Annotated in this window: 24 protein-coding genes and 2 pseudogenes; 14 read left to right on the top strand and 12 right to left on the bottom strand. The window is 75.1% G+C overall.

Features of this window, described 5'->3' with window-relative positions; all coding sequences use genetic code 11:
• A pseudogene (locus SZN_RS24170) lies at positions 1-211 on the bottom strand (hypothetical protein); the annotation flags it as partial.
• A gap of 18 nt (positions 212-229) precedes the next feature.
• Here SZN_RS24170 and SZN_RS24165 point away from each other — a divergent pair.
• A complete protein-coding gene (locus tag SZN_RS24165) occupies positions 230-1,189 on the top strand; it encodes a serine hydrolase domain-containing protein (protein WP_007499713.1) in 960 nt (319 codons plus the stop codon).
• Between the two features lie 83 nt (positions 1,190-1,272).
• Here the strand turns inward: SZN_RS24165 and SZN_RS24160 are convergent, their stop codons facing one another.
• On the bottom strand, positions 1,273-2,649 hold the full coding sequence (locus SZN_RS24160; protein ID WP_007499711.1) for an alpha-lytic protease prodomain-containing protein: 1,377 nt from the start codon (positions 2,647-2,649) through the stop codon (positions 1,273-1,275).
• 251 nt (positions 2,650-2,900) lie between these two features.
• Here SZN_RS24160 and SZN_RS24155 point away from each other — a divergent pair, with 251 nt between their 5' ends.
• The 3 genes from SZN_RS24155 to SZN_RS24145 all read left to right on the top strand — a co-directional run bounded on the left by SZN_RS24155 (position 2,901) and on the right by SZN_RS24145 (position 6,283).
• Positions 2,901-3,350, top strand: a complete 450-nt coding sequence (locus tag SZN_RS24155) for a Fur family transcriptional regulator (RefSeq protein WP_007499708.1) — start codon at positions 2,901-2,903, stop codon at positions 3,348-3,350.
• 24 nt (positions 3,351-3,374) lie between these two features.
• A complete protein-coding gene (gene katG / locus SZN_RS24150) occupies positions 3,375-5,591 on the top strand; it encodes a catalase/peroxidase HPI (protein WP_007499706.1) in 2,217 nt (738 codons plus the stop codon).
• 173 nt (positions 5,592-5,764) lie between these two features.
• Positions 5,765-6,283 (top strand): hypothetical protein, encoded by a 519-nt coding sequence (locus tag SZN_RS24145; RefSeq protein ID WP_007499704.1) that lies wholly within the window; start codon positions 5,765-5,767, stop codon positions 6,281-6,283.
• Positions 6,284-6,312: 29 nt separating this feature from the next.
• Here the strand turns inward: SZN_RS24145 and SZN_RS24140 are convergent, their stop codons facing one another.
• Positions 6,313-6,876: a hemerythrin domain-containing protein gene (locus SZN_RS24140; protein ID WP_007499701.1), complete on the bottom strand. Its 564-nt coding sequence runs from the start codon at positions 6,874-6,876 to the stop codon at positions 6,313-6,315.
• A 131-nt stretch (positions 6,877-7,007) separates the two neighbouring features.
• Between SZN_RS24140 and SZN_RS24135 the strand changes: the two genes are divergently transcribed.
• Positions 7,008-7,787, top strand: coding sequence for an SDR family NAD(P)-dependent oxidoreductase (locus SZN_RS24135; RefSeq protein WP_007499699.1), 780 nt, complete (start codon positions 7,008-7,010; stop codon positions 7,785-7,787).
• Positions 7,788-7,882: 95 nt separating this feature from the next.
• On the opposite strand, the pseudogene SZN_RS42770 reads toward SZN_RS24135, so the two are convergent.
• Positions 7,883-8,432, bottom strand: a pseudogene (locus tag SZN_RS42770) (GNAT family N-acetyltransferase); the annotation flags it as partial.
• Between the two features lie 313 nt (positions 8,433-8,745).
• Between SZN_RS42770 and SZN_RS24130 the strand changes: the two are divergent.
• Both SZN_RS24130 and SZN_RS24125 read left to right on the top strand, forming a co-directional pair.
• Entirely contained in the window at positions 8,746-8,985 is a 240-nt protein-coding gene (locus SZN_RS24130; protein WP_043732747.1) for a hypothetical protein, read from the top strand.
• A 12-nt stretch (positions 8,986-8,997) separates the two neighbouring features.
• The gene (locus SZN_RS24125) at positions 8,998-9,639 is read left to right on the top strand and encodes a phosphoribosyltransferase (RefSeq protein ID WP_007499695.1); all 642 of its coding nucleotides are present in this window, start codon (positions 8,998-9,000) and stop codon (positions 9,637-9,639) included.
• Positions 9,640-9,758: 119 nt separating this feature from the next.
• Here SZN_RS24125 and SZN_RS24120 read toward each other — a convergent pair whose 3' ends face one another.
• Positions 9,759-10,223 (bottom strand): archease, encoded by a 465-nt coding sequence (locus tag SZN_RS24120; RefSeq protein WP_007499694.1) that lies wholly within the window; start codon positions 10,221-10,223, stop codon positions 9,759-9,761.
• Between the two features lie 93 nt (positions 10,224-10,316).
• Between SZN_RS24120 and SZN_RS24115 the strand changes: the two genes are divergently transcribed.
• The gene (locus SZN_RS24115; protein WP_007499692.1) at positions 10,317-10,769 is read left to right on the top strand and encodes a TIGR03668 family PPOX class F420-dependent oxidoreductase; all 453 of its coding nucleotides are present in this window, start codon (positions 10,317-10,319) and stop codon (positions 10,767-10,769) included.
• 174 nt (positions 10,770-10,943) lie between these two features.
• Positions 10,944-12,272, top strand: a complete 1,329-nt coding sequence (locus tag SZN_RS24110) for an enolase C-terminal domain-like protein (protein ID WP_007499691.1) — start codon at positions 10,944-10,946, stop codon at positions 12,270-12,272.
• Positions 12,273-12,458: 186 nt separating this feature from the next.
• Here the strand turns inward: SZN_RS24110 and SZN_RS24105 are convergent, their stop codons facing one another.
• From SZN_RS24105 to SZN_RS24090, 4 genes are all read right to left on the bottom strand, one after another.
• A complete protein-coding gene (locus SZN_RS24105; protein ID WP_043732755.1) occupies positions 12,459-12,869 on the bottom strand; it encodes a luciferase domain-containing protein in 411 nt (136 codons plus the stop codon).
• Between the two features lie 248 nt (positions 12,870-13,117).
• Entirely contained in the window at positions 13,118-14,179 is a 1,062-nt protein-coding gene (locus SZN_RS24100; RefSeq protein ID WP_007499687.1) for a maleylacetate reductase, read from the bottom strand.
• Between the two features lie 8 nt (positions 14,180-14,187).
• Entirely contained in the window at positions 14,188-15,045 is an 858-nt protein-coding gene (locus SZN_RS24095) for a dioxygenase family protein (protein ID WP_007499685.1), read from the bottom strand.
• Positions 15,046-15,417: 372 nt separating this feature from the next.
• The gene (locus tag SZN_RS24090) at positions 15,418-15,993 is read right to left on the bottom strand and encodes an AMIN-like domain-containing (lipo)protein (RefSeq protein ID WP_007499683.1); all 576 of its coding nucleotides are present in this window, start codon (positions 15,991-15,993) and stop codon (positions 15,418-15,420) included.
• Positions 15,994-16,212: 219 nt separating this feature from the next.
• On the opposite strand from SZN_RS24090, the gene SZN_RS24085 reads away from it, so the two are divergent.
• Positions 16,213-17,367 (top strand): FAD-dependent oxidoreductase, encoded by a 1,155-nt coding sequence (locus tag SZN_RS24085; RefSeq protein WP_043732740.1) that lies wholly within the window; start codon positions 16,213-16,215, stop codon positions 17,365-17,367.
• 101 nt (positions 17,368-17,468) lie between these two features.
• Here the strand turns inward: SZN_RS24085 and SZN_RS24080 are convergent, their stop codons facing one another.
• From SZN_RS24080 to SZN_RS24070, 3 genes are all read right to left on the bottom strand, one after another.
• Positions 17,469-18,662: a CaiB/BaiF CoA transferase family protein gene (locus SZN_RS24080; protein ID WP_043732736.1), complete on the bottom strand. Its 1,194-nt coding sequence runs from the start codon at positions 18,660-18,662 to the stop codon at positions 17,469-17,471.
• 92 nt (positions 18,663-18,754) lie between these two features.
• Complete coding sequence (locus SZN_RS24075) at positions 18,755-19,213, bottom strand: MarR family winged helix-turn-helix transcriptional regulator (protein ID WP_007499676.1); 459 nt, start codon at positions 19,211-19,213, stop codon at positions 18,755-18,757.
• Between the two features lie 209 nt (positions 19,214-19,422).
• The gene (locus SZN_RS24070; RefSeq protein WP_007499674.1) at positions 19,423-19,986 is read right to left on the bottom strand and encodes an NAD(P)H-dependent oxidoreductase; all 564 of its coding nucleotides are present in this window, start codon (positions 19,984-19,986) and stop codon (positions 19,423-19,425) included.
• Between the two features lie 100 nt (positions 19,987-20,086).
• Between SZN_RS24070 and SZN_RS24065 the strand changes: the two genes are divergently transcribed.
• From SZN_RS24065 to SZN_RS40105, 4 genes are all read left to right on the top strand, one after another.
• Complete coding sequence (locus tag SZN_RS24065; RefSeq protein ID WP_007499672.1) at positions 20,087-20,761, top strand: TetR/AcrR family transcriptional regulator; 675 nt, start codon at positions 20,087-20,089, stop codon at positions 20,759-20,761.
• A gap of 84 nt (positions 20,762-20,845) precedes the next feature.
• On the top strand, positions 20,846-21,880 hold the full coding sequence (locus SZN_RS24060; RefSeq protein ID WP_078508880.1) for a LacI family DNA-binding transcriptional regulator: 1,035 nt from the start codon (positions 20,846-20,848) through the stop codon (positions 21,878-21,880).
• 48 nt (positions 21,881-21,928) lie between these two features.
• Positions 21,929-23,107, top strand: coding sequence for a 4-hydroxybenzoate 3-monooxygenase (locus SZN_RS24055; RefSeq protein WP_007499668.1), 1,179 nt, complete (start codon positions 21,929-21,931; stop codon positions 23,105-23,107).
• A 30-nt stretch (positions 23,108-23,137) separates the two neighbouring features.
• Positions 23,138-23,313: aldehyde dehydrogenase family protein (locus tag SZN_RS40105; protein WP_007499666.1), on the top strand; the 176-nt coding region annotated here is incomplete at its 3' end.

The raw sequence follows: 23,313 nt of genomic DNA, 5'->3' as shown, positions 1-23,313 counted from the left end.
ACAGGCTGTCCTGGAGATCACGCACAAGGGGATCACCGTTGAAGGCCGGCACGTCCATCAGCAGCCGGGCGTCCAGCACGTAGCCGCTGCACTCCGCGCTCGCGGCGAACTCCCGGCCCTTGATCTTCTCCACGCCCAGGATCAAGCCGCCCTTGCCGTCCGACCGCGCGACCACGCGCTCGCCGGGGCGGACGATCGGCAGCTGTTCCATCAGCACAGTCCTCCAGAGATGATCAACGTCGTCCTCGCCGTGTCCCGGCACGGCCGCCGCGTCGTGCACCACGGCGGCACCGGCCCCCGGCCCCCCGTACCCCGCCCGGACCTGCGCTACGAGATCGGCTCCGCGTCGAAGACCTTCACCGGGCTGCTGCTCGCCCGGCTCGTCGAACGCGGTGTGCTGAGCGGTGGCGAGCCGGCCGCCCGCTGCCTGGACCCCGGCCGCCGCGCCGGCCCCGACCCCGTGACGCTCGCCCACCTCGTCACCCACACCGCCGGACTGCCCGCGCTGCCCGCGGACTTCTACCCGCGGGCCCTGCCCGCCTGGCGCACCGCCCCCTACGGCCGCTACCCCGCCGAGCGGGTGGTCGCCGCCTTCCTGCGGCACCGCCCCCGGCACCGGCCCGGCACCCGCTGGCACTACTCCAACTTCGGCGTCGCCGTCCTCGGCCACGCCCTCAGCACGCTGACCGGCACTCCGTGGGAGGAACTGCTGCGCGCCCAGGTGCTGCGCCCGCTCGGGCTGCACGGCACCGCGCCCCGCCCCGGCGGCCCGGCCGCGGACGCCGTCGGCCACGGCAAGGACGGCCGCACCCCCACCCCACCCTTCGACGCGGGCGGCTTCGACGCGGCGGGCGCGGTCCGCGCCACACCGCACGACCTGCTCACCTTCCTCGAAGCCCACCTCGACCCGGACGGCTCCCCGCTCGCCGGGGCGCTGCGCGCGGTGCGCACCCCCGTGCTGCGGCGCGGCCCCGGCCGCCGGCACGTGCACACGATGGCCTGGTTCCGGCACCCCACGGACGCCGGGCCGATGTACTTCCACAGCGGCGCCACCCTCGGCCAGCAGGCGTTCCTGGGCTTCCGGCCCGACACGGGCACCGCCCTTGCCGCGCTGTGCACCCGGCGCTTCCGGGCCCGCGACCCCTTCATCGCCACCGCGTACGGGCTCCTCGCGCAGAGCGGGCCGTAGCGTCACGGCACGAGCCGGCCGGCCGGTGCGGGACCGTGACGCCCGTGCCCGCACCGGAAGCCGTACGGCCCCTTCCCGGTCCGCTACATCCGCTGCCACAGGGACGGCGTCGCCGTCGGCGACCAGCGGCCCTGCGCCTGGTGGCTCTGCAGGCAGGTGTAGCGCACGCCCGCGTGGGTCACCGTCGTACCGGCCTCGTAGACCCGCCCGGCGGCCCACTTGGCGGCCGCGGCGCTGTCCTGCGGGGCGGGCGTGCCCTGCTGGGCTGTCGCCGTCTTCAGCACCAGCCCGAACTCGCTGAGGATCGGGTTGACGGGCTGGTAGAAGGTGGTGCCGCCGCTGGTGCAGTCACCGGAGCCGCCGGAGGTCACGCCCTGGGCCTGGGAGCCGGAGACGTAGGGGCCGCCGGAGTCGCCCGGCTCGGCGCACACGGTGGTCTCGGTGACGCCGTCCACGGTGCCCTCGGAGTAGCTGACGCTGGTGTCGTGCTGCTGGATGGTGCCGCAGTGCCAGCCGGTGGTCGAGCCGGAACGGCAGACCGACGCCCCCACGAGCGCCTGGACCGAGCCGGTGACCTGGGTGCGCTGGCCGCCCTCGCCCTTGACGTCGGCGGTGGCGGTCCAGCCGCTGTTGACGGCGACCCAGGACATGTCCTTGCCGGGGAAGGTCGACGCCTTGAACTCGCCCTGGGCGGACATGTCGGCGCCGCTGGTGGTGTCACCGGGGTTGCCGCAGTGCCCGGCCGAGGCGAAGCCCTGCTGGTCGCCCTTGGTGACGGAGAACCCGATGGAGCAGCGCGCGGAGTTCTGGATGTAGTACGCCTCCCCGCCGACCAGGTCCGCCAGCAGCCGCGGCCGGGCCGGCGACACGAGCACGCCGACGCCCTTGCCCCGGACCCCGGCGCTGGTGATGAACGAGGTGGCGGCCGACCGCTTCGTCGCGCGGACGACGACCCGGTTCGTGGGGATGTCGACGTACCAGACGGGCGTCTCCAGCGTCTTGACGCGGCCCGCCGCCGCGTCCAGCTTCTCCTTCACGGCCCGCAGGTCGGTGAGGGTCCGCTTGACGACCGCGGCCTTCGCGCCCTGCGCCGTGATGGCCGTCACGTCGGAGGCGTCCGTGGTGGCGACGGTGAGGTCGGTGGCGGTCGACCCGCTGAGCCAGGCCCCGGCGAACCGGTCGCCCAGCGCGGTGCGCAGCCGGCCCGCGCGGACCCCGGCCTCGGCCTCGTTGACCAGCCGCTCGGCGGCCTGTCCCGGCGTGAGCCTGAGGTCCCGCTCCAGCGCGCGCAGCACCGCGGGCGCCGGCCGGTCGGCGCCGACCGTCTGCGCCGCGACGGACGCGGGCAGGGGCGCGGGCGGCGGCTCGGCGGCCGCCGCGGTGGTGACGCCGGTGAGGACGAGGGTGCCGAGAGCGGTCAGGGCGGCGCGGCGGCCCGCCGCGGTGTGTCTGCCGAGCATGCGTGATTCCTCCATCGAGTTCGCTTGGGTCTGCGAGCAATGGAGCCCTTGACGCAACGGGGTGGCCCGATGTCGGACGACACGTTTTTTCGCGCTTTGGGGGTGGTCGGGGAGTGTCATGTGCGCCACCGGACGCCATCCGGAGGAAAAAGGTGGGGTCGGCGGGGTGACGGGCCGGGCGGTCCGACACGCCAGAGTTTCATCATTCGTTTTCTTGAATCATTCGTGTTTGGCGCGGTAGGTTGTGCGCCATGACCGCATCCCGGACTCCGACCCCCGCCGAGGAGCTGCGCGGCGCCGGCCTGCGGGTGACGGCGGCGCGGGTCGCGCTGCTGGACACCGTCCGGGCCGGCGACCACCTCGGTGTAGAGGCCATCGCCTCGGGGGTGCGTGATCGCGTGGGTCATGTCTCCCTGCAGGCCGTCTACGAGGGGCTGCACGCCCTCACTGCCGCGGGACTCGTACGACGTATCGAGCCGGCCGGCAGTCCGGCCCGGTTCGAGGGGCGGGTCGGCGACAACCACCACCACATCGTGTGCCGGTCCTGCGGTGCCGTCGCCGACGTCGACTGCCAGGTCGGCGAGGCGCCCTGCCTGACCGCGTCCCACGACCACGGCTTCGCCATCGACGAGGCCGAGGTCATCTACTGGGGCCTGTGCCCCGACTGCTCCACCGCCAGCGGTGCGCCCCCAGCACTGTGATCCACCTAGTTCGGAAGGTTTCCCATGGCTGAGAACCCCGATGCGATCGTCACCGACGCGAAGGCGGAGGGCACCGGCGGCTGCCCCGTCGCGCACGATCGCGCCGCACACCCCACCCAGGGCGGCGGTAACCGCCAGTGGTGGCCCGAGCGGCTCAACCTGAAGATCCTCGCCAAGAACCCCGACGTGGCGAACCCCCTCGGTGAGAAGTTCGACTACGCCGCGGCCTTCGAGGGCCTCGACCTCGCGGCCGTGAAACAGGACATCGCCGAGATCCTCACCACCTCGCAGGACTGGTGGCCCGCCGACTTCGGCAACTACGGCCCGCTCATGATCCGCATGGCCTGGCACAGCGCCGGCACCTACCGCATCAGCGACGGCCGCGGCGGCGCCGGGGCCGGCCAGCAGCGCTTCGCCCCGCTGAACAGCTGGCCGGACAACGGCAACCTCGACAAGGCCCGCCGCCTGCTGTGGCCGGTGAAGAAGAAGTACGGCCAGGCCATCTCCTGGGCCGACCTCATGATCCTCACCGGCAACGTCGCCCTGGAGCAGATGGGCTTCGAGACGTTCGGCTTCGCGGGCGGCCGCGAGGACGTCTGGGAGGCCGAGGAGGACGTGTACTGGGGCCCCGAGACCACCTGGCTCGACGACCGCCGCTACAGCGGTGACCGCGAGCTGGAGAACCCGCTCGGCGCGGTCCAGATGGGCCTGATCTACGTCAACCCGGAGGGCCCCAACGGCAACCCGGACCCGATCGCCGCGGCCCGCGACATCCGGGAGACGTTCCGCCGCATGGCGATGAACGACGAGGAGACCGTCGCCCTCATCGCCGGCGGCCACACCTTCGGCAAGACCCACGGCGCCGGCCCCGCCGACCACGTGGGCAACGACCCCGAGGCCGCCTCCCTGGAGGAGCAGGGCCTGGGCTGGCGCAGCACCTACGGCACGGGCGTCGGCAAGGACGCGATCACCTCGGGCCTGGAGGTCACCTGGACCACCACCCCGACGCAGTGGGGCAACGGGTTCTTCAAGAACCTCTTCGAGTTCGAGTACGAGCCGGACGTCAGCCCGGCCGGCGCCCACCAGTGGATCGCCAAGGACGCCCCCGAGATCGTCCCGGACGCCTTCGACCCGGAGAAGAAGCACCGCCCGCGGATGCTCACCACCGACCTGTCGCTGCGCCTCGACCCGATCTACGAGCCGATCTCCCGCCGCTTCTACGAGAACCCCGCGGAGTTCGCGGACGCCTTCGCGCGCGCCTGGTACAAGCTGACCCACCGCGACATGGGCCCGAAGGCCCTCTACCTCGGCCCGGAGGTCCCGCAGGAGACCCTCCTGTGGCAGGACCCGCTGCCCGAGGCGCGGGGTGAGGCCCTCGACGCCGCCGACGTCGCCGCCCTCAAGGCCACGCTGCTCGACTCCGGCCTGAGCGTCTCCGAGCTGGTCGGCACGGCCTGGGCGTCCGCCTCGACCTACCGCGGCAGCGACAAGCGCGGCGGCGCCGACGGCGCCCGCGTCCGGCTGGAGCCGCAGCGCGGCTGGGAGGCCAACGACCCCGACCGGCTCGCCACGGTCCTGCGCACCCTCGAAGGCGTGCAGCGGGAGTTCAACGCCGCCGGCGGCAAGCAGGTCTCCCTGGCCGACCTCATCGTCCTCGGCGGTTCCGCCGCCGTGGAGAAGGCCGCCGAGGACGCCGGGTACGCCGTCGAGGTGCCGTTCGCCCCGGGCCGGGTGGACGCCACCGACGAGCACACCGACGCCGAGTCCTTCGCGGCGCTGGAGCCGGTGGCCGACGGGTTCCGCAACTACCTCGGCAAGGGCAACCGCCTGCCGGCCGAGTACCTGCTGCTGGACCGCGCCAACCTGCTCACCCTGTCCGCCCCCGAGATGACCGTCCTGGTCGGCGGCCTGCGGGTGCTGGGTGCCAACCAGGGCGGCTCGAAGCACGGCGTGCTGACCCAGACGCCGGGCACGCTCACCAACGCCTTCTTCGTCAACCTGCTCGACCCGGGCACGACGTGGAAGTCCACCTCCGAGGACCAGGCCACCTTCGAGGGCCGGGACGCCTCGGGCCAGGTCAAGTGGACCGGCACCCGCGCCGACCTCGTCTTCGGCTCGAACTCCGAGCTGCGCGCGCTCGCCGAGGTCTACGCGAGCGACGACGCCGGGGAGAAGTTCGTGCACGACTTCGTCGAGGCGTGGGTCAAGGTCATGAACCTCGACCGGATCGGCCTCGGCTGATCCCTTCGCCGCCCGTCCGACGCCCGTCCCGGCCCCTCGCGGCCCGGGGCGGGCGTCGCGGTGTGGGCGAGGCCACGCCTTGCATCCGGCCCCGGGCATGTCCGCAACCGGGGACGGCGGGCTACGGTGCTACGACCCCCCCCGTTCCCGCCAGTACCTCGGACGGCCCGGCAGTGCTCGCAGACCTCTCCCCGCTCATCGCGGCGACCACCCACTGGCTCACCCGCTCCTACCCGGCGTGCGGCGGCGCCCTCTCCGAAGCCCTCGGGGAGGCCCAGGCCCGGCAGGCCGTCACCGTCGCCGCCCGGCTGCGCTACCCGACCCCGACCGACGCCGCGCTGGTCGGCATGGCCGGCCCCGGCGGCTCCGCCGCCCTGGACCTGATCACCGGCGCCGCCCCCGGGGACCGTACCGGCACGCACGACGACGCCTGGCGCACCTGGGTGGACGAGGTAGTGGCCAGCTGGGCGGCCTGCCTGCTCGGCGACCTGGCCCTGGCCCGGCGGGCGGTGGCCGCCCTCGGCCCAGGCGACGGCACTCCGGCCGCGTTCCGGCGCCTGCTCTCGCCCGACAGCCGCGACCGGGCGGCGGCGGCCCTGCTGCGCCACCCCGACCTGCTCGACCCGGTGGCCGCGCTGCACCGGCCGGCCCTCCAGGACCGCCTCGACCCGGGACGCGCCCTCATCGCCTGAACCGTCCCCCGCCCGCCCCGCGCGTGCGGTCAGCCCTCCTTGCCGCGGCCCGAGAGGGCGTCCCGCAGCCGGTCGACCAGCCCCAAGCCCGGCACCAGCATCTTGTTGGCCGGCGGCTTGTCCGGCGCGGCCGGATGCGGACGCGTCGGGGCCAGCTTCTTCGCCCGGCGCACCTTGTCGCCCAGCTCGTCGAGCCGCTCGGGCGGGCAGGCCGCGCGCAGCCGCGGGAAGAGGTTCTCCTCCTCGTCGGCGATATGGGCGCGCACCTCCGTCGTCAGCCTGGCGACGAGCCGGTCGAACTCGGCGTCGCCGGCGTCGCGGCCCTCCAGATCCTTCATGATCTGCTCGGCCTCGGAGTGGTCCTCGATCTCCCGGTCCGCGAGCGCGTCGCCGCCCGCCACGTGCGCGCGCACGGCCGGGTACAGGTACTCCTCCTCGGCCACCGAGTGCCGGACCAGCTCCATGGTGACCTGGTCGGCGAAGAGCTTGCGGCGCTTCTCGCCGGGCGGCAGGGCCTCGATGCGGCCGAACAGCTCCGCGACCTCGCCGTGATCGGTCACCAGCTCGTCGATGACGTCGCCACCGTGCCCCATGTCCTCCACCTCCGGTGCGTACGGCGGTCCGGGCGGATCCGCCGGGCACTTCGAGTGCCCGCGCCCGCCGGGCTCACACGAGGCCCCCGCCGGCCGCAGCACCAGGGCGTGTTTCGCCCTAGGGTGCGGTCATGAACTCGCGGGCCTACCTCTCCGAACTGTTCTCGCTGGACGGCCGCGTCGCCCTGGTGACCGGCGGCAGCTCCGGCATCGGCCGGGCGGTCTCCGAGGCCCTGGCCCGCGCCGGTGCGGACGTCGTGATCGTCGCGCGCCGGAAGGCCGAGCTCGCGGCCGCGGTCGGGGCGCTTCAGGAGCACGGCTGCCGGGCGGCGTGGGTGAGCGGGGACCTGAGCACCCGCGAGGGCGTGCGGGCGGCCGCCGAGGAGGCCGCCGGGGTGTTCGGGGAGCCGGACATCCTCGTCAACTGCGCCGGTGTCAACCTGCGGCCCCCCATGGGCGAGCTGGGCGAGGACGTGTGGGACCGCACGATGGCCGTCAACCTGGAGGCGCCGTTCCTGCTGGGACAGCGCTTCGGTCCCGGCATGGCCGAGCGGGGCTTCGGGCGGATCGTCCACATCACCTCCCAGCAGGCCCACCGCGCACTGGTGCAGAGCGGCGCCTACGGCGTCTCCAAGGGGGCGCTGGAGTCGCTGGCCCGCTCGCAGGCGGAGGCGTGGTCGCCGTACGGCGTCACCTGCAACACACTCGTGCCCGGGTTCGTGATGACACCGCTGAACACGCGGCTGTCCTCCGATCCGCGGCAGGTCGCGGCGCTGGCCGCGCGCACCCTCGTCGGGCGGAACGGCCTGGCCGAGGACTTCGCGGGCGCCGCGGTCTTCCTCGCGAGCCGCGCCTCCGCCTATGTCACCGGGCAGTCCGTCTGCGTCGACGGGGGCTTCTCCGTGCACTGAGCGGGCGACGGCACGGGGTCACGGTGCGTGACCGTCAGCGCAGGTCGAGCAGCATAACTATCCGGGGGCGCCCGGCGAGGACGGGGTCGCCCGGCGAGGACGGGCACGCCCGCGGCGAGGACGGACGCCGTGGCCGCCGCGGGCGTGAATCCGGCCCGCTCGAAGTCCGCGCGCAGTCCGGCGTACGCCGTCGTCGGGTCGACCCGGGTGCCCGCGTTGTCCGGAAGGTATGCCTCGGTCGCCGGCGCGCCCCGGTCCCGGGCGGAACCGGCCGCGCCGGCGGTGCGCGTGTGGGAGATCCCCCGCCCGCCGTGGCCGGGGCGCACCCGCACGCACCACAGCGACCACACCGGCAGGTCGTCGACGTGCGGAATCGTGCGGCTGCGCGCGGAGGACGTCGCCGCGCGGGGCGCCACGGGGCCCAGCCCACCGGCCCGCCGCCGTCGTGGGCGATGACTCCGGGCGGGGGATCGGCACGGCACAGCCCGGCCGCGTACCCGCCCCGGGCCGGCCCCCGCAGTCGCCTGCCGGGTGCCGGGGGATGCGGTGGCTCAGATGCCAACAGACTCTCGCCCCGGGGGACTTCGGCCCGACGAGCGTACGGGCGTCCGCGAAGACCGACGCGGGGCGCACTTCCACGGGCATGGCACCGCCCTGATCGGCCCCGGATGGCCCGCGGCACGGAGGGTGCCCCTCCGCCGCCCTCGGCGCGGCACTCCACGTCCGGCCGGGCCGTTCGCCGGTCGGGCGGCGGGAACCGGACCGTCCGCCGAGCCCGTCCGGCACGAGGAGGCCGCCGCGACCGGCGGCACGCCCCTTCCGCGTGCCTTTACGCGAGCGTCACACCTGAGCATTAGGCCGTATTCGGGGCATCCCAGACCGCCGGTCACCTGCAAAAAGGCCGGTTTCCACGGTGCGCCGGGCTGCGCGCCCGGCGCACAGGGCGCATGGTGGTGTCATGAGCACGCGTCCCCCCGTGGTGGTGATGCCACCGGAATCGGACGGCGGCCGTCCGGTGACGATCCGCGGCGAGCCGGCGGAGACCGCCTACAGCCTCTTCGACGTGATGGACCTGGTCCACCGCGCGGGTCTGCCCGCCGAGGACCGGGCCATCGACGATCCCGAGCTGATCGAGTGGCGCGGCGGCGGACCGTACGACTGGAACGCCAACGGCACCGCCGACGCGCCGAACGGGTGAAGCGGGCGGCCCATGCGGTTCCGTGACCGCGCCGAGGCCGGACGGCACCTGGCGGAACTCCTGAGGCCGCGCCAGGAGGCCGGTGCCCTCCCCGATCCCGTGGTCCTCGCCCTGCCGCGCGGCGGTGTCGCGGTCGCCCGCGAGATCGCCCCGGCGCTGCGGGCGCCGCTGGACGTGCTCGTCGTCCGCAAGATCGGGGCGCCGGGCCACGAGGAGTTCGGCGTGGGCGCGCTCGCGGGCGACGGTCCGCCGCTCTTCGACGACCGGACCCTGCGCGCGCTGGGGCTGACCCGGGCCGACCTGGACCCGGTGGTGGAGCGTGAGCGCCGGGAGCTGCGCCGGCGCGAGGAGCGCTACCGGCAGGGACGCCCGCCGCCGGTGCTGCGCGGGCGGACGGCGGTCGTCGTCGACGACGGGGTGGCCACCGGCTCCACCGCGCGCGCCGCCCTGCGCGCGGTGCGCGGCCACCGGCCCGCGCGGCTGGTCCTCGCCGTGCCGGTCTGCGCGCCGGAGGCGGCCGGAGAGCTGCGCGGTCTGGTGGACGAGTTCGTGTGTCCGGCTCGGCCGGCGCTCTTCGGCTCGGTCGGCGAGTGGTACGAGGACTTCGGCCAGCTCACGGACGAGGACGTCCTGACGGCACTGCGCGGCGGATGAGCCGGGCGGCGGATGAACCGGGCGGCGGACGAGCCGGGCCGGTGCGTGGCCCGCGCGGCGGCAGCCCCCGGCACCGCGCCGCCCCGGCGCCCCGGCGCCCCGCACGGTGGCGGGCGTCCTCAGACGTCGACCGTCACCGAGCAGGACCAGCCGTACGGACCGGGTCCGATGCGCAGGCCGTGCCAGGAGATGTCCGCGGGCTCCGCCGCGGCGGGCGCCGCCTCGGACAGGTCGGCGAGGGCGAGCCGTACGTCCAGCTCCCCCTCGGTGGCGTCGGCCTCCAGGTCGACCGGCACCAGGCCGTCCTCGTCGAGCCGGACGGCGACCTCGTCCAGGAGCGCCGCCAGCAGCTCGTGGTCGCCGATCTCGCGGAGCCGTACCCGCTCCACCGAGGTGGGCCGCACCGCCGTCACGTCCGCGAAGCACTCCACCATGCCCAGCGCGGCCTCCACCAGGCACCGCTCCCGGCTCACCGCCCACGCCTCGATGCGTACGTCGTCCGGGTGCGGCACCGTGCGATGGCCGCTCTCGCCGCGCCGCCGCGCCTGGATGACGTCGTCCGTGTCACCGACCACTGACACCACCTGATCCGCCGAGTCCTTCCCCGGGTGCGGGGTGCTTGTGGGGTAGGGGTACCCGGGAGGGGGCACGGTGTACCGCCGGGCTGAGGAGCCGACATGCCGGACATGGAGCAGGACGAAGCACGCACGCGGTTCGCGGCGGCCCCCGTCGCACGGCTGGCCACGGTCGATCCCGAGGGCCGCCCGCACCTGGTGCCGGTGGTGTTCGCGGTGCGCGGCGACGAGATCGTCACCGCCGTGGACGCCAAGCCGAAACGGTCGCCGCGGCTGCGGCGGCTGCGCAACATCGCCGTACGCCCCGCCGTCTGCCTGCTGGCGGACGCCTACGACGACGACTGGGACCGGCTGTGGTGGGTCAGGGCCGACGGGGGCGCCCGCATCCTGCCGCCGGACGCGCCGGAGGACGGGGACGCCGCCGGGTACGCGGACGCCGTGGGGCTGCTGCGGGCGAAGTACCGCCGGTACCGGACCGAGCCGCCGCACGGCCCGGTGATCGTGACGACGGTGCTGCGCTGGACCGGCTGGCGGGCGGCCGGCGGCACCGGATGACCCCGCGGGGGCGAAACCGCCGGCGCGGAGCCATTGACCCCGGTCGTCCACGGACATAATCTCCGTCCCCCTATGTAGACATGGGCTGCGAGGGTCCGCGTCCCGGGTGCCGGTCCCGGAGCGGCTCCGCGCCGCCCGGTCCGCCGCCCGCCTCACGAGAACGGCACCCCCGTCATGAGACAGCCCGTCGTCACCCGCCTCTCGGTCCACCCCGTCGCCGGCCGGGACGCGATGCTCCTGAACCTCTCCGGTGCCCACGCCCCGTACTTCACCCGCAACGTCGTCGTCCTGGAGGACTCCGAGGGGCGCACCGGGCTCGGGGAGGTGCCCGGCGGTGAGGGGATCGCCCGGACCCTGCGGGACGCGGCACCCCTGGTCGTCGGAGCCCCGCTGGGCGGCCACAAGAACGTCCTGCGCGCGGTGGGGGAGCGGTTCGCCGGCCGCGACGCGGGCGGGCGCGGTGCGCAGACCTTCGACCTGCGCACGACCGTGCACGCCGTCACCGCCCTCGAGTCCGCCCTGCTCGACCTGCTCGGCCAGCACCTGGAGGTCCCGGTCGCTGCCCTGCTCGGCGACGGCAAGCAGCGCGACACGGTACGGATGCTCGGCTACCTCTTCTACGTCGGAGACGCCGACCGCACCGACCTGGACTACGTCCGCGCGCCCGACGCGTCCGTGGCCTGGTACCGCCTCCGGCACGAACTGGCGCTCAGCCCCGAGGCCGTCGTCCGCCAGGCCGAGGCCACCCACGAGCTGTACGGCTTCCGGGACTTCAAGCTCAAGGGCGGCGTCCTCCCGGGCGCCGAGGAGGTCAGGGCCGTCACCGCCCTCAAGGAGCGCTTCCCCGACGCGCGGATCACCCTGGACCCCAACGGCGCCTGGTCCCTGCGGGAGGCGGTCGACCTGTGCCGGCCCCTGCTCGGCACGCTCGCCTACGCCGAGGACCCCTGCGGCGCCGAGGACGGCTACTCGGGGCGTGAGATCCTCGCGGAGTTCCGCCGGGCCACCGGGCTGCCCACGGCCACCAACATGGTCGCCACCGACTGGCGCCAGCTCACCCACGCGCTGGCCCTGCAGTCGGTGTCCATCCCGCTGGCCGACCCGCACTTCTGGACGATGCAGGGCTCGGTCCGCGTCGCCCAGCTGTGCCACGCGGCGGGTCTGACCTGGGGCTGCCACTCCAACAACCACTTCGACATCTCCCTGGCGATGATGGCCCACTGCGGGGCGGCGGCGCCCGGCGAGTACAACGCCCTGGACACCCACTGGATCTGGCAGGAGGGGCGCGAGCGGCTCACCGTCGAACCGCCGCGGATCACCGGCGGGGAGGTCGCCGTGCCGGACACCCCCGGCCTGGGCGTACGGCTCGACCGGGACCGGCTGCTGGCCGCCCAGGAGCTGTACCGGGAGCAGGCGTTGTCGGGCCGCGACGACGCGGCCGGGATGCGGTACCTGGTCGAGGGCTGGACGTTCGACCCGAAGCGTCCGTGCCTCGTGCGCTGAACGAGGGCGGAACGGCCGCCGGACGGGCAGCCGTCCGGTGCGCGCCGCACGGCGGGAACGGGCGGGCCCACGGGAGCGCGCGCGAGGCCGGCGATCCCGCGGCGGGGCGGCGGGCCGCGGTGCGGGTCACGGTGTCGAACGGGAGACGGCCGGTTCAACACCGTGACGGAATGCGGGAGTTGCGGCTCAGCCCGCTCCCGTCGCGGCCTCGGCGCGGGGGAGTACCGTGACCCGGCGGAAGTTGCACCCGGCGCGTCCGTCCGGGCGCGGGGCCGTCGGCGGTCCGGCCTGGTGGGCCTTCAGCGCCACACTGACCAGGCTCAGCAGCAGCTCCACGTCCGCGTCGCAGTCCAGGTGGACGGTCACCCAGCCCGACCCCGCCACCAGCCGTACCGCCGTGGACGCCCGCAGGTCGTCACCGAAGCGTTCGACGGCCGGGAGCGTAAGGTGCAGATCCACGCTGCCCCGGCCGGAGTGGAAATGCACGATCTCGCTGCGGCCGCAGCGCAGGGCCCGCCCCGCGCCGCAACCGGCCTGGCCCCAGCTGAGGTCGGGCCAGACTTCCAGGCGCTCCATGGCGCGTTGGGCCGGTGTCATGGCCATATGGTCGCGCGATCACCGCCCCGCAACCAGGGGTTGAGCGATTCTTAACCGCCCCGTGAGCATCGGGGGCAGGGGAGTCCGGGAACCAGCTGGGGTGCGGCGGAACCGGAAGGCGCCCGCGCCCACGGTGCCGGCTTCGTCCGCACTCGCGCGTGCGGCGGTGAATCCGGCGGCCATCGGTGCGGGGGGGCGTGCGGTGCGCCGCGGATCGCCCCTGCCCGCCCGGCCCGGGTTCCGGTGCGTCAGGCCGGCGGGGCGCCCGCGTGGGCCGCTCGCAGTACGGTGAGCACGCCCTCCGCGGTGACCGGACGGGGGTTGGCGCAGGGCGAGCCCGCGACCAGATCGGCGGCGTGCGCCAAGTCGGCCCCGGAGAGCCCCAGTTCGGCCAGCGAGCGGGGTGCGCCCAGACGGCCGGCGAGGTCGCGCAGTGCCAGCGGCGCGTCGGTCGCGTCCAGCGCGCGGGCCACCGCGGCGGTCGCCTCCGGGGCCGCGGGCGCGTTGTGGGCGAGGACGTGGGGCAGCACCACCGTGTGCGTCTCGGCGTGCGGCAGCCCGAAGGTGCCGCCGAGCACATGGCACACCTTGTGATGCAGGCCCATGGTGGTGACGCCCAGACAGGACCCGCACAGCCACGCCCCGTACAGGGCCCGCGCGCGGGCGGGCGCCGACCGCGGCGCGCGGGCCAGTTCGGGCAGCGCCCCCGCCATCGCCCGTACGCCCTCCTCGGCCATCAGCGCGACCAGCGGGGAGGTGTCGGGGGCGTACAGCGCCTCGACGGCGTGCGCGAGGGCGTTCACGCCGCTGGTCACCGACAGCGGCACGGGCAGGGAGACGGTGAGGTCGGGGTCGTACACCACGCTGCGGGGCAGCACCCGCGCGTCGCGGCCGGTGCGCTTGGCCCCCCGCTCGGTGAGACCCCACACCGGCGTCATCTCCGAACCGGAGTACGTGGTCGGCACCGCGACCAGCGGCAGTCCCGTGCGCAGCGCGACCGCCTTGCCGAGCCCGATCGAGGAGCCGCCGCCCACCGCGACGACCCCGTCCGCGCCCGCCGAACCGGCCGCCCGGACCGCCTCGTCGGCGACCTCGACGGGCACGTGCATCCGCGCCCCGTCGTGCACGCCCGCGCAGACCGGGCCCAGCGCGCCGGCGACGGCCCGCGCGGTGACCGCGCCCCGTGTCCCGCACACGACCAGCACCCGCCGCAGCCCGAGCCGCGCCACCTCCCCGGGTGTCGCGGAGACGGCGGCACCGGGCCGGAACACGACGCGCACCGGCCCGGTTTCGTGGGAGAAGTCGAGCACGCCGTCCCTCACGCGGGCGCCAGCACGAGATCGAAGCGGGCGTGGCGGTACGGGTTCGGCACACCCCACCCCCGCGCCGCCTCCGGGTCGTCGACCGGGGCGAACTCCGTGACCAGGCCCGGCTTCACGGCGTAGACGGCGTCGGAGTCCAGGTAGTCGCCGCCCGCGACGAAGAGGTGCGTGGTCACCGGGACGTGCCCCGCCGCCGACGCGATGAAGTGGATGTGCGCCGGCCGGTACGGATGCCGCCCGGCGGCCCGCAGCAGACCGCCGACCGGCCCGTCCACCGGGATCGGATAGGGGCTCGGCACACATGTCCGGAACCAGAAACGGCCCTCGTCGTCCGCGGTGAACAGGCCGCGGCCGTTGCCCGCCGGCTGCACGTCGGGGCGCTGCACGTCGTAGAAGCCGCTGCCGTCCGCCTGCCACACGTCGACGGCCGCGCCGGGCAGCGGCACGCCGTCGCGGGACAGCACGCGCCCGCTCACCACGCACGGCTCGCCGCCGCCCGTCAGGTCGATGTCGGCGCCGCGTTCGCGCGCGGGAGAGCGCGTCAGATGGAACGGGCCGAGCACCGTCGACTCGGTCGCGCCGGGACAGTGCGGGTCGTTCAGACCTTCCACGAGCATCGACAGCCCGAGCACGTCCGACAGCATGATGAACTCCTGGCGGGTGTCCGTGCACGACTTGCCGGTCTCCGTCAGGAAGGCGATCGCGCCCTCCCACTCCCGCCGGGTCAGCCGGGTCTCGCGCGCGAAGGCGTGCAGATGCCGCACCAGCCCGGTCAGCAGTTCACGCAGCCGTGGATCGTGCGTGTCCCGCAGGCCCGCGACGACCTCGTCGGTGACTGTCGGCTCGCCGTCCATGTCGGCTCCTTCCGCGGCTCCGTCCCGCTGACTCAGTTCGCACGCTCCTGCCGTGCCCGAGCATCCGCCGCGCAGCGCCCGTGGGCAAGCGTCGCGCCTCCGGGGCGACTTCGGCGTGTCGCAGCGGGGGCGTGCGCGGTGGCCGGTCCCGCTCCGGAACCGGGGGCGGAGAGGGGAAATGCGTGGACCTGCGCAGCCGGGGAGCGGGAAGGGAGACGAGCGGAGCCGGGCGGTGCCGCGAACTGCCCTTCGGCACGGCCCTGTTGGCCAACGGGGTGGCCCGGTCGCGCGGGAGGGGCGCGACCGTCTCGGAGCCGGCCCCGCACGCGCCGGGGCTCCCGGGCGTCCTGACCGCCCGGGAGCCCCGCCGGCTCAGCGCGCCCCGGTCCAGTCGTGCGCCACGTCGATCACGACGCGGTCGGTGGCGACCGTGACCCGGAACGGCAGCCGGGCCCGGACGCCGAGACCGATCTGCGTGTCCCCCTCGAAGCTGCCGGCGAACCGCGCGTCGCGGAAGGTGCGGTAGCCCGCCAGGTCCACACCCGGCAGGCGCTGGCCGGCCCGCGCCGGATAGGCGGGCTCGCCGGTCTCGGGGTCGTAGGCCGGCGCGGCGACCCGGACCTCGAGGACGGCCCCGCCGCCCACGGCGATCTCCTGGCCCGATCCGTCCTGGTAGAGGCGGCTGACATAGCGGACCGAGTAGCCGAGTCCGGCGGTGCCCGCGCCGGGCACGTCGACGACCATGCGGTCGAAGCAGTCGTGCCGGCCGGTCCTGACGTTCGTGAGCGGCTTCGCGGTGCCCGCGGAGCGGGTCTCCGGCTGGCTGCCCCAGCCGGTCGGGCAGGCCGTCGCGGCGGCCTCGGTGGTGGTGCCCGCGGCGGCCTCGGCCGGAATCGCGGCCACCGCCGAGGTCGCGGCCACGAGCGCGACGGTCGTCGCCCACGCCATTGTGTTTCGTCCCACTACGTCCCCCCAGGAGGTGATGTGCCAGATATTAGGGGAGACTCCCGTCCGGGCGGAATGGTTGCACGCGTGCGGAGCCGTACGATCCGGACTTTCCGGCGATCAGGGGGCGCGCTCGGGAACCAGCGCCGGACCTGGGGCGTTCCACGAGGGACGGCCGGGAGCACGCGGCCGTCCGACCGTCCGGGGGGAGATGCGACGAGGTTGCGGTTACTGATCGTGGGAGGCGGCATCGCCGGCGCGGGAGCCGCTCTCGCCCTGCACAGAGCGGGACTTGACGTCGCCGTCTTCGAGGCGCACCCCGACTCCGCGGAGGACGCCGGCGCCTTCCTCACCCTCGCGAGCAACGGCATGCGCGCCCTGGCCGGAATGGACGCGTCGGCGGCGGTCGGCGCCCTCGGGTTCGCGCTGACGTCGATGCGCGTCCTGGACGACACGGGCGCCGAGCTGGCCCACACCCCGCTCGGCGGCCCGGAGTTCGCGTACCGCTGCCTGCGGCGCGGCGATCTGAACCGCGCGTTGCAGGGCGAGGCGGCGCGCCGGGGCATCCCGATCCGGCACGGCGCGCGGCTCGAGGGGATCGAGGAGGGACCGCGGGGCGTCACCGCCCACTTCACCGACGGCACCACGGCGACGGGCGACCTCCTCGTCGGCGCCGACGGGCTGAACTCCACGGTCCGGCGTCTCATCTCCCCGGGCGTGCCGCCTCGTTACGCGGGCCAGCGGGTGTTCTACGGCTACGCCCGCGAGGTCGCCGTGAGCGCCCCGCCCGGGACGGTCACCATGGTCCGCGGCAGCGCCGCCGCCTTCGGCTACGCGCTCTCGCCCGAAGGCGAGGCGTACTGGTTCGCCCGCGTGGCGGGCCCGGCGCTCGACGCCGCCGACCTCGCGGGCGGCACCCCGGCCGGCCGGCGCGCGTCGCTGCTGCCGCTGCTGAGCAAGGACGCCACCCCGGCCGCCGAGGTCGTCGCCGCCACCGGCGACGACCTCCTCGTCACCAACGCCACCGAGATCCCGACCGCCACCCCCTGGCGCTCCGGGCGCGGCCTGCTCGTCGGGGACGCGGCCCACGCGGCGTCGCCCGCCACCGGGCAGGGCGCGTCGATGGCCCTGGAGGACGCGGTCGTCCTCGCCAAGTCCCTGCGGGACGCCCCGGACACCGCCACCGCGCTCGACCTCTACGAGGCGCTGCGGCGCCCGCGCGTGGAGCACAACATCACCGTCAGCGGGGCCCTCTCGCGCGGCACCCGCACCCCGTCCGGCCCCGGCCCGCGCGGTGCGGCCGGTGCCCCGTCCCCGGAGGACGTGCTCGCGCGGCAACTGCGCTGGGACACCGATCTGCTGAGACCCGAGGCGTAGTCCCGCCCCACCCGGCACCGGCGAGGACGCGGCGGTCCCGGTCGCGCCCGGCGGCTGCCCCGGACGCCGCGATGCCCCGCGGCCAGGGGTGGCACAAGGGCCTACACGACGCCGTCGGCGCGCAGGGCCGCGATCTCCTCCGCGCCGCGGCCCAGCTCCGTGAGGATCGCCTCGGTGTGCTCGCCGACCCCCGGCACGGCGTCCATCCGCGCGGGCAGTCCCGCGAGGTCGGCCGGTGGCAGCAGGGCCCGCACCGCGGCCCCGCCGGGCAGGGCGACCTCGCTCCAGCGGCCCCGGGCGGTGAGCACCGGGTGGTCCAGGAAGGCGGCGACGTCGTTGACGCCGGCGCAGGCGATGCGCAGCGCCTCCAGTTCGGCGAGGATCTCCTCGGCACCGGAGCGTGCGCAGCGCTCGGCCACGATCGCGTTCAGCTCGTCGCGCCGGGCGACCCGGGCGGAGCTGGTGGCGAAGCGCGGGTCGCCGGTCAGTTCGGGCCGCTCCAGGAACCGTTCGCACAGCACGGCCCACTCGCGCTCGTTCTGGACGGAGAGGAGCACCTGGCGGCCGTCGGCGGCGGGGTAGGCGCCGTACGGCGCGAGTGTCGGGTGCTGGGTGCCCAGGCGCGCGGGCTGGGTGCCGCCGTACCTGGTGTAGAAGGCGGGCTGGCCCATCCACTCCGCCAGCGCCTCGAAGAGGGACACCTCCACGGGGTGCGCCCGGCCCGTGGTGGCGCGGGTGAACAGCGCGGTGAGCACACCGCTGTAGGCGTACATCCCGGCGGCGATGTCGGCGACGGAGATGCCCACCCGGGCGGCTTCCGCCGGGGTCCCGGTCAGGGAGACCAGACCGGTCTGGCACTGCACCAGCAGGTCGTAGGACTTGCGCCCGGCCCACGGCCCCGAGGTGCCGTAGCCCGAGATCGTGCACGGGATCAGCCGCGGCCGGCCGCGCGTGAGGGCGTCGGTGCCCAGGCCGAGCCGGTCGGCGGCGCCCGGCGCCAGGTTCTGCACGAACACGTCGGCGCCGTCGAGCAGTCCGTGCAGGATCTCCCTGCCGCGCGGGTCCTTGAGGTCGAGGGTCAGGGACTCCTTGGAGCGGTTGAGCCACACGAAGTAGCTCGACTGCCCGTGCACGGAGGTGTCGTAGCGCCGGGCGAAGTCGCCCTCCCCGGGCCGCTCGACCTTGACGACCCGGGCCCCGAGATCGGCGAGCTGCCGTGTGGCGTAGGGCGCGGCCACCGCCTGCTCTAGGCTGACCACGGTGATGCCGGAAAGGGGGAGGCGGGGGGCGCTCATGGGGCCATGTGTACGGCCCCGGCGCGGCGCCCGTCAACGACCGGCGGGGGTGCCCGCCCGGGGTCGGGGGCGGGGCGGTGGCGGGCCGGTGCTCAGGCGGGGACGCGCAGGTTCTCCACGGCGTGGACGAGAGGGGCGAGTTCGGGGTCGCGCGCGGCGGCGTCGAGGGCCTGGCGCAGAGCGGTGTCGTTGGTGGGCCGGGCCGCGCCGAGGAGGGCGAGGCCGGCGGGCGTGACGTCGGTGTAGATGCCGCGCCGGTCGGTGGGGCAGAGGTAGCGCGCCAGCAGGCCCCGGTCCTCGAGGCGGGTCACCAGCCGGGTGGTGGCGCTCTGGCTGAGGACGACGGCGGCGGCGACCTGCTTCATCTGGAGGTGACCGCCCTCGCCGTGGTGCTGGCGGCTGAGGACGTCGAGCAGGGAGTACTCGCGCACGCTGAGGTCGTGGCCGCTCTGCAGGGCGCGCTCGATGTGCGCCTCGATCCTGCCGTGCAGGAGCGACAGGGCGCACCAGCCCTGGGCGAGAGCGGTGAGCGCGGGGTCCGTCGCGGTCATGGCGCCAAGTCCTCCGTCCCGGTGGATGAACCTCCAGGATAGGTCATCCCTGAAATTTCCAGCTCGTGCCTGTATAGCGCGCACACAAGCATCCCGGGCCGTGTTCCCGCGGCGCGTCCCCGTGATGAGGGACGGCCCCGGGCCCGCGGCCGCTCGCGGCGAAGGGCCGCCCGCGGAACGGGCGGCCCTTCGTGCGGCGGGACGCCGGGTCAGGCGGCGACGCTCTCGCCCGCGTGGCCGTGGACGCGCGCGACGACCTCGGTCAGCTGGGCGGCGACCTCGGCGTCGTCGACCGGGTGGGTCTCGGCGAAGCGGACCACGGAGCCGGGGATCGACAGCTTGACGTCCTCCAGCACCTTGCCGCCCGCGATGCCCACGGCCTTGCGGGTCTCGTCCTGCGCCCACACGCCGCCGTACTGGCCGTAGGCGGTGCCGACCACGGCGACGGGCTTGCCGCTGAGGGCGCCGGCGCCGAACGGGCGCGACAGCCAGTCGATGGCGTTCTTCAGCACGGCCGGGATGGTGCCGTTGTACTCGGGGGAGAAGAGCAGCAGCGCGTCGGCGGCCTGGGCGGCCTCGCGCAGCCGGGCGGCCGGCGCGGGGACGGCGCCCTCGACGTCGATGTCCTCGTTGTAGAAGGGGATCTCGGCCAGGCCCTCGAACAGCTCGACCTCGGCGCCCTGCGGGGCGAGCTTGACGGCTGCCTCGGCGAGCTGGCGGTTGTGCGAACCGGCGCGAAGGCTGCCGACGAGCGCGAGGATACGAACGGACATGCGAACTCCAAGGGGTGCTGAAACACTGCCGTAATGATCCGGACCGAGGTCCGCTTACGTTTCTAGCACTCTAAACGGACCGAGGTCCAGTTTCATTCCGATGCTTTACCCTGTCTTCATGTCCGCCGCCCTGCCTCCCTTCCCGAAGCCCGAGGAGCCCGTGGACGCACGGCAGTTGCTGGAGGTCGCCCTCGCTCCCGACGAGCCCTGTCTGCGCGCCGACGCGGCCCGCAACCGCGCCCGGCTGCTGGAGGCCGCGTCCCGGCTGATCGCGGAGCACGGGGCGGCCGGCGTCACCATGGAGGCCGTCGCCGCGGCGGCCGGAGTGGGCAAGGGCACCGTCTTCCGCCGCTTCGGCGACCGGACCGGACTGCTCACCGCCCTGCTGGACCACTCCGCGCGCAGACTCCAGGAGGACTTCCTCGGCGGTCCGCCGCCGCTGGGTCCCGGGGCGCCGCCCGCGGACCGGCTGCGCGCGTTCGGAGTGGCGGTGATCCACCGCGCGGCGGAGCAGCTGGACCTCCAGCTCGCCGCCCAGCCGGACGGGACCCGGCGCTTCGCCCACCCCTCCCACCGGGCCCTGCACATCCATGTGGTGATGTTGCTGCGCCAGGTGGTCGCGGACGCCGACTGCGAACTGCTCGGCCAGACGCTCATGGCCTACCTCGACCCCGCGCTGATCCACCATCTGACCGGACAGCGCGGCATGCCGTTGGAGCGGCTGGAGAAGGGCTGGCTCGATCTCGTGGACCGGGTGACGCGCACGGGGGCGTGACGGCGCGGGCGGCCACGTTCCGAAGCGCCCGGCACGCCCCTGGCGCCGGGCCCGCGCACGGGTTCTGCAAGGATGCCGTACGTCATGGTGCAGATACCGAAAACGCCCGCGCCCGCCTCCCCCGCACCGCGCCCGTTACCCACGAGCGCCGATGTGGCCCGCCTGGCCGGCGTCTCGCGCGCGACCGTCTCCTACGTCCTCAACAAGGCCACCGCCGTCCGGATCAGCGAACCCACCCGCCGCCGGGTCCACGCGGCCGCGAAGGAACTCGGGTACGTGCCGCACGCCGCCGCCCGCAGCCTGCGCGCCGGACACAGCCGCGTGGTCCTCATGCCCGCCCCCGGCTTCCCCGCCGGCCCCCTCTACCACCGCTTCCTCGGCGACCTCCAGCTGGCGCTCGGCCGCCTCGACTACACCGTCGTGCAGTACGGCAGCATGGGCGTCGACGGCGACGAGGCCGCCCGCGCCTGGGCCGAGCTGCGCCCGGTCGCGGTCCTGGTCCCGGGTCCCGGCCTCGGCCCGCAGGGCGTCACGGTGCTCAAACGCTCCGGTGCCCGCGCGGTGGTCACCCTGGGCCCCCGGCCCGTCGAGGGCGCCCACGCCCTGCTGATGGACTTCGAGGCCGTCGGCCACCGCGCGGGCAGCCACCTCGCCGAGCGCGGCAGGCGCCGTGTCGGCGTCGTCGTCCCCGAGGAGGAGGGCCTGGCGGCCTTCTCCGCGCCGCGCCTGGCCGGGGTGCGCCGCGCCCTGCACGGCACCGGCGCCGCCGTCACCGAACTCCCCCTCGCCTACGACGAGGAGTCCGCCGCCCGGCTCGCCGCCCGCTGGCCCGGCCTCGGCCTCGACGCCGTCTTCGCCTACAACGACGAGTACGCGATGCTGCTGATGCGCGCCCTCCAGGACGCGGGCGTCCGCATCCCCGCCGACACCGCCGTGATCGGCGCGGACGACCTCATGCTCGGCCGGCTGCTGCGGCCCCGGCTCAGCACCGTCCACATCGACCTGCCCTCCGGCCGGGAGCTCGCGGAGCTGGTCGACCGGGCGGTGCGCAGCCCCGGCACCGCCCCCGGCACGCACGAGGTCCTGGGCGCGAGGGTGGTACCGCGCGACTCCAGCTGAGGCCGCGCGCGCCGCGCCGACGTACCGTCGAAACCGGGAGGAGTGGCGATGCGTACGACGGTCGGCATCATCGGCGGTGGTCCCGCCGGGCTGCTCCTGGCCCGGCAGCTGCACCGCGCCGGCGTCGGCTGCGTGGTCCTGGAGTGCCGGACGCGCGGACACGTCGAGCGGCGCCAGCGGGCCGGGATGCTGGAGCAGGGCACGGTCGACGCGCTGCGCGAGGCGGACGCGGCCGGCCGGCTGGACGCCGAGGGCCTGGTCCACCGGGGCATCGAGCTGCGTTTCGACGGTGAGCGCCATCGCGTCGACTTCCCGTCGCTCACCGGCGGGCGCACGGTGACGATCTACGCCCAGACCGAGATCGTGAAGGACCTCGTCGCGCTCCAGCTCGCCGAGGGGCCGCCGCTGCTGTTCGGCGCCGAGGCGGTGGCCGTGGACCGGGCGGAGAGCACCGCGCCCGTCGTACGGTTCCGGCACGAGGGCCGCGAACGCGCGCTCAGCTGCGCGTGGGTGGCCGGCTGCGACGGCTTCCACGGCATCTCCCGGGCGGCGTTCCCGGCCGGCCTCGGCCGCTCCTACGCGCACGTGTATCCGTACGCCTGGCTCGGCGTGACGGCCCAAGTCCCGCCGTCCTGTGAGGAGTTGATCTATGCCCGCAGTGAGCGGGGGTTCGCGCTGCACAGCATGCGCTCGCCGTCCGTCTCCCGGCTGTATCTGCAGGTGCCGGACACCGCCGTCCTCGGTGACTGGCCGGACGGCCGGATCTGGGACGAACTCGCCGCCCGGTTCGCCGTCGACGCCGACTGGAGCCTGCGCCGCGGACCCGTCGTCGCCAAGTCGCTCACCCCGATGCGCAGTCACGTCCACGAGCCGATGCGCCACGGCCGGCTGCTGCTGGCCGGGGACGCCGCCCACATCGTCCCGCCGACCGGGGCCAAGGGCCTCAACCTCGCCGTCTCCGACGTCCGCGTCCTGGCCCGTGCCCTGATCACGCTGCACCGCACGGGGGACTCACAACTCCTCGACAGATACTCGGAGTTGTGCCTTCAGCGGGTGTGGCAGGCGAGCCGTTTCTCGGACGACATGACCAGGATGCTGCACGCCCGGCCGGACGGGGACGCGTTCGACCACCGGATGCAGCTCGCACGTCTGCGCCGGATCACCGCCTCCCACCATGCGGCCTCCGAACTGGCCGCGAACTACTCGGGACTTCCGCTGCCCGTGTGAGTCCCGCCGGCGATCGAACGGAGAGTCACGATGCCGTTGCCCGACCCCAGCGCCTGGCAGCCCCGCCCCCTGTCCGCCGGTGAGTTCACCGTCACCGAGCCCGCCACCGGCGACGCGCTCGGCACCCTCACCCTGGCCGCCGCCGAGGACGTCGCCCGCGCCGCCGCGGCGGCCCGCGCCGCCCAGCGCGGGTGGGCCCGCGCCCC

The sequence above is a fragment of the Streptomyces zinciresistens K42 genome (assembly GCF_000225525.1).
Taxonomy (GTDB): Bacteria; Actinomycetota; Actinomycetes; order Streptomycetales; family Streptomycetaceae; genus Streptomyces; species Streptomyces zinciresistens.
The sequence above is the reverse complement of the archived record's forward strand: the minus strand, read 5'-3'. Positions and strand labels throughout refer to the sequence as shown.

What these genes read in the sequence shown, in the direction of transcription:
- SZN_RS24110 (WP_007499691.1), top strand. Translation starts at nt 10,944, where the DNA reads ATGAGACAGCCCGTCGTCACCCGCCTCTCGGTCCACCCCGTCGCCGGC.
- SZN_RS24065 (WP_007499672.1), top strand. Translation starts at nt 20,087, where the DNA reads ATGCTTTACCCTGTCTTCATGTCCGCCGCCCTGCCTCCCTTCCCGAAG.
- SZN_RS24070 (WP_007499674.1), bottom strand. Translation starts at nt 19,986, where the DNA reads ATGTCCGTTCGTATCCTCGCGCTCGTCGGCAGCCTTCGCGCCGGTTCG.
- SZN_RS24055 (WP_007499668.1), top strand. Translation starts at nt 21,929, where the DNA reads ATGCGTACGACGGTCGGCATCATCGGCGGTGGTCCCGCCGGGCTGCTC.
- SZN_RS24140 (WP_007499701.1), bottom strand. Translation starts at nt 6,876, where the DNA reads ATGGGGCACGGTGGCGACGTCATCGACGAGCTGGTGACCGATCACGGC.
- SZN_RS24060 (WP_078508880.1), top strand. Translation starts at nt 20,846, where the DNA reads ATGGTGCAGATACCGAAAACGCCCGCGCCCGCCTCCCCCGCACCGCGC.
- SZN_RS24160 (WP_007499711.1), bottom strand. Translation starts at nt 2,649, where the DNA reads ATGCTCGGCAGACACACCGCGGCGGGCCGCCGCGCCGCCCTGACCGCT.
- SZN_RS24090 (WP_007499683.1), bottom strand. Translation starts at nt 15,993, where the DNA reads ATGGCGTGGGCGACGACCGTCGCGCTCGTGGCCGCGACCTCGGCGGTG.
- SZN_RS24135 (WP_007499699.1), top strand. Translation starts at nt 7,008, where the DNA reads ATGAACTCGCGGGCCTACCTCTCCGAACTGTTCTCGCTGGACGGCCGC.
- SZN_RS24130 (WP_043732747.1), top strand. Translation starts at nt 8,746, where the DNA reads ATGAGCACGCGTCCCCCCGTGGTGGTGATGCCACCGGAATCGGACGGC.
- SZN_RS24105 (WP_043732755.1), bottom strand. Translation starts at nt 12,869, where the DNA reads ATGACACCGGCCCAACGCGCCATGGAGCGCCTGGAAGTCTGGCCCGAC.
- SZN_RS24125 (WP_007499695.1), top strand. Translation starts at nt 8,998, where the DNA reads ATGCGGTTCCGTGACCGCGCCGAGGCCGGACGGCACCTGGCGGAACTC.
- SZN_RS24075 (WP_007499676.1), bottom strand. Translation starts at nt 19,213, where the DNA reads ATGACCGCGACGGACCCCGCGCTCACCGCTCTCGCCCAGGGCTGGTGC.
- katG (WP_007499706.1), top strand. Translation starts at nt 3,375, where the DNA reads ATGGCTGAGAACCCCGATGCGATCGTCACCGACGCGAAGGCGGAGGGC.
- SZN_RS24095 (WP_007499685.1), bottom strand. Translation starts at nt 15,045, where the DNA reads ATGGACGGCGAGCCGACAGTCACCGACGAGGTCGTCGCGGGCCTGCGG.
- SZN_RS24115 (WP_007499692.1), top strand. Translation starts at nt 10,317, where the DNA reads ATGCCGGACATGGAGCAGGACGAAGCACGCACGCGGTTCGCGGCGGCC.
- SZN_RS24155 (WP_007499708.1), top strand. Translation starts at nt 2,901, where the DNA reads ATGACCGCATCCCGGACTCCGACCCCCGCCGAGGAGCTGCGCGGCGCC.
- SZN_RS24165 (WP_007499713.1), top strand. Translation starts at nt 230, where the DNA reads ATGATCAACGTCGTCCTCGCCGTGTCCCGGCACGGCCGCCGCGTCGTG.
- SZN_RS24080 (WP_043732736.1), bottom strand. Translation starts at nt 18,662, where the DNA reads ATGAGCGCCCCCCGCCTCCCCCTTTCCGGCATCACCGTGGTCAGCCTA.